At 28.0% G+C, this 2,443-nt stretch carries 3 protein-coding genes; all 3 read right to left on the reverse strand.

Annotated features, from left to right (window positions below; translation table 11 throughout):
- Positions 1–106 precede the first annotated feature (106 nt).
- The 3 genes from CLOBL_RS27035 to CLOBL_RS27045 all read right to left on the reverse strand — a co-directional run bounded on the left by CLOBL_RS27035 (position 107) and on the right by CLOBL_RS27045 (position 1,990).
- On the reverse strand, positions 107–373 hold the full coding sequence (locus tag CLOBL_RS27035) for a hypothetical protein (protein WP_077861817.1): 267 nt from the start codon (positions 371–373) through the stop codon (positions 107–109).
- A 556-nt stretch (positions 374–929) separates the two neighbouring features.
- A complete protein-coding gene (locus tag CLOBL_RS27040) occupies positions 930–1,460 on the reverse strand; it encodes a GNAT family N-acetyltransferase (protein WP_143323976.1) in 531 nt (176 codons plus the stop codon).
- A 149-nt stretch (positions 1,461–1,609) separates the two neighbouring features.
- Positions 1,610–1,990, reverse strand: coding sequence for a helix-turn-helix domain-containing protein (locus CLOBL_RS27045; protein ID WP_077861819.1), 381 nt, complete (start codon positions 1,988–1,990; stop codon positions 1,610–1,612).
- Between the last annotated feature and the right edge of the window lie 453 nt (positions 1,991–2,443).

Raw genomic sequence — 2,443 nt, forward strand, 5'->3', positions numbered from 1 at the left:
ATAAAGAGTAACATTCATATTCCCCGTATGATATGTTGCTCTTTATTGCATTTTAAGTATTTTTTAAACTTATGCATCATTTCAATTTGCTAGTTATATTAATAATTCATTTGCCCTTTACGGAAGGAAAGAACCGTACAATTACATAAAAAATAGCGGTAATCGTTACAATTATTATTACATAAGGCAACCCTTTTGATGGATTATTTATAAAAATAGTGAACACTGATTGATCTGTTCCTCTTGATGTTCCAAAGAAACCGCCAAATAATAGTATAAATGAACCTACAATACATAAACGATTGTAAACTTTCCGTTCTTTCTTTTTATTTAGTTCTTCCTCTTCTTTACGTTTTTGTCTACGAATATTCATTTCTACTCCTTAATATATAATGCTAATCTAATTAACAAAATACCATAAATTCATTTATGAATGTACTAGTATATAAAAGCTATTTTCTCCCTATTCTCTTTTACTGCTGTTTAAAGATAACAGTTGGATCTGCTCCAGAAACTCTTTTTATTAACTCATCTTGTCCAATTATTTTAACCATATTAGCAATCTGTTGAGCATATATCATAAATTATAACATGTTTTACCAATATAATCCTATAGAATATAAAAATACCACAAATTCATTTCTGAATGTTGTGGTAATAGAGATGCTTATAAAGTTTTGATTTACATTCAATTATATGTAATGCAGAAAATGTACTGATAAATGTAAAATTAGAGTTGTTATATTAATGCATGAAATATTAGTATGGCGCAACAAAAAAAATCGCAAATTCATTCTCCTTGAATAATGCGATTTTACAATCTGTTATTTATTTTTCACTATAAATATACAATGTCTTTTTTGTCAATATAGATTTTTATAAATAATAATTTTGTTAAATAAAATGTTTATATAAAAATACTCTCTCTTCTACTTTTTAAACTTATAAACAGCCTTTATAAAGCCCCCCCATACCTCGTGACTAAAGGTAAATCCGCGACTAAGATAAAACTTAAGTGCCGCATCGTTGCCATTTGAAACATATATAAATATTAACTCAATATCCGGAAAGCTCTCAAACCACTCCATAGACATTTCAAACATTTTGGAGCCAAGTCCAAGACCACGATATTTATCCTTAAAATATAGGTTACTTAAGCAACCAATCTTTTTCGGAAGATTATCCCACTCTGGGTAAAAACCAGAATCCTTATTGCTCTCTGTATCTTCTATTGTAGAAAAAGCATATCCAACAGGAATACCATTATCCTTAACAACAATAATCTGACTCTCTAACGAACTTTCATAACTTTTTTTCATTCTTGTTTCAAAACTCATAGCGTCAAATCTTTCTGGCTCTATAGTCGCCTTTGATTTTTGAAATGCCATTAATTCATTACATAGTTCTCTACATTGCTCAATATTTCCATCTCTTACAATCTCAATTGTTATGTTCTCCATATTTTGACCTCCCAATATAGTATTGTTCAAATTATATCAAAGGAACTTCCATATTGAAATATACTATGAAATTTATTAGTGGCTAATAAATTTCATAGTAATAAGAAGTTACACTTTATAATTAATTCAATTTTTTTATATACTAAATATTAATTAACATTATAGTCACATGTCTGACAAATTGTTAATGTACGTCCATTATCTGCATGATGATACGCACCCGACCATTCACAAATACTTTTAAGAATCGGCACAACAGATTCTCCCTTAGCGGACAAATTATATTCTACTCTTGGTGGAACATCATTATATTGTTTACGTTCAATGATTCCATCTGCTAACATTTCCTTTAATGTAGATGCAAGGACAGCATCTGTAATATTATATAATTCCTTACAAAGTGCATTATATCTGATTGTATGTTTATCTGATAATACACAGATAATTCTCGATTTCCATTTTCCTCCAAAGATATTCAAACCATATTCTAAAGAACAACGTATGTCCTTCTCTAACTTACGTTTATACAAAACATTCACTTCCTTTTATTTATCGTATCACTATTTTAATTGCAGTAATTCCTCTTAACTTTTATATCTAAATTTATTATTTATTTTTAGCATAGTTCAGACTTTTAATTCTAATGCTTTGATATTGTTAAGTAATCACATTTTACTATCCGGGGTCAATTATAACATATCTTGTAGATATCGCATTATTCAATTTTCAAAGATCAATATTCGTATTTTCATTTTCAATTATTAGTTCGCATTTTCCACAGATTACGAATTAGTCACAAAAATCTTTTTGTTTTGTGTAGATTGTTTTTAGTATCAATTAATTCTTTATTGATTGCTATGATTAACGTAAAAAATCAATAACTGTCTCTATGAATTTATATGGCTCATCATTATGAGGAGTATGTCCGCTTTTATCAAACGTAATAATTTTACTATTCATTGAATTTTTTAAGTAGCACTCTT

Origin of the sequence: Clostridium sp. BL-8, from assembly GCF_002006495.1 — a bacterium.
Taxonomy (GTDB): Bacteria; Bacillota; Clostridia; order Clostridiales; family Clostridiaceae; genus Clostridium.

Coding starts and splice junctions, on each gene's coding strand:
- CLOBL_RS27035 (WP_077861817.1), bottom strand. CDS start 373: ATGAATATTCGTAGACAAAAACGTAAAGAAGAGGAAGAACTAAATAAA.
- CLOBL_RS27040 (WP_143323976.1), bottom strand. CDS start 1,460: ATGGAGAACATAACAATTGAGATTGTAAGAGATGGAAATATTGAGCAA.